The following is a 283-nucleotide window of genomic DNA, read 5'->3' as shown; positions in this document are numbered from 1 at the left end:
CTAAACCATAATCGTTTTGAGTAGTCATTAACGGCATCTACGGCTTGTGCATAGCTTGAGAGTGACTTGAATTGCTGCTCAAATTGATTAACTTCGCTGGCAAAAGCGCTTAGCACGCTAGGCATCGCTTGGCTGGCTTTTTCAATTCGCAATTCTTCTGGGGTTAGCGGTGTGTTTAAATTAGCTAACGCATTAGAAGAAGAAAAAATTAAGCTTGCAGCAATCAGTGTTTTTATCATGATGGTCCTAAACTGAGTCGTATTTGTTGTCTACTATCCTATGC

At 40.6% G+C, this 283-nt stretch carries 1 protein-coding gene; it reads right to left on the bottom strand.

Translation table 11 applies throughout. From position 1 onward, the window contains the following. Positions 1-239, bottom strand: a 239-nt coding sequence (locus AAEY79_RS14550) for a hypothetical protein (RefSeq protein WP_352289009.1), incomplete at its 3' end; no start/stop codon positions are given. Positions 240-283 lie beyond the last annotated feature (44 nt).

This window comes from Psychrobacter sp. GW64-MNA-CIBAN-0177, from assembly GCF_040309585.1.
GTDB classification, from domain to species: Bacteria; Pseudomonadota; Gammaproteobacteria; order Pseudomonadales; family Moraxellaceae; genus Psychrobacter; species Psychrobacter okhotskensis.
Note: the sequence above shows the minus strand (reverse complement) of the source record. Positions and strands in the feature narration are given on the sequence as shown.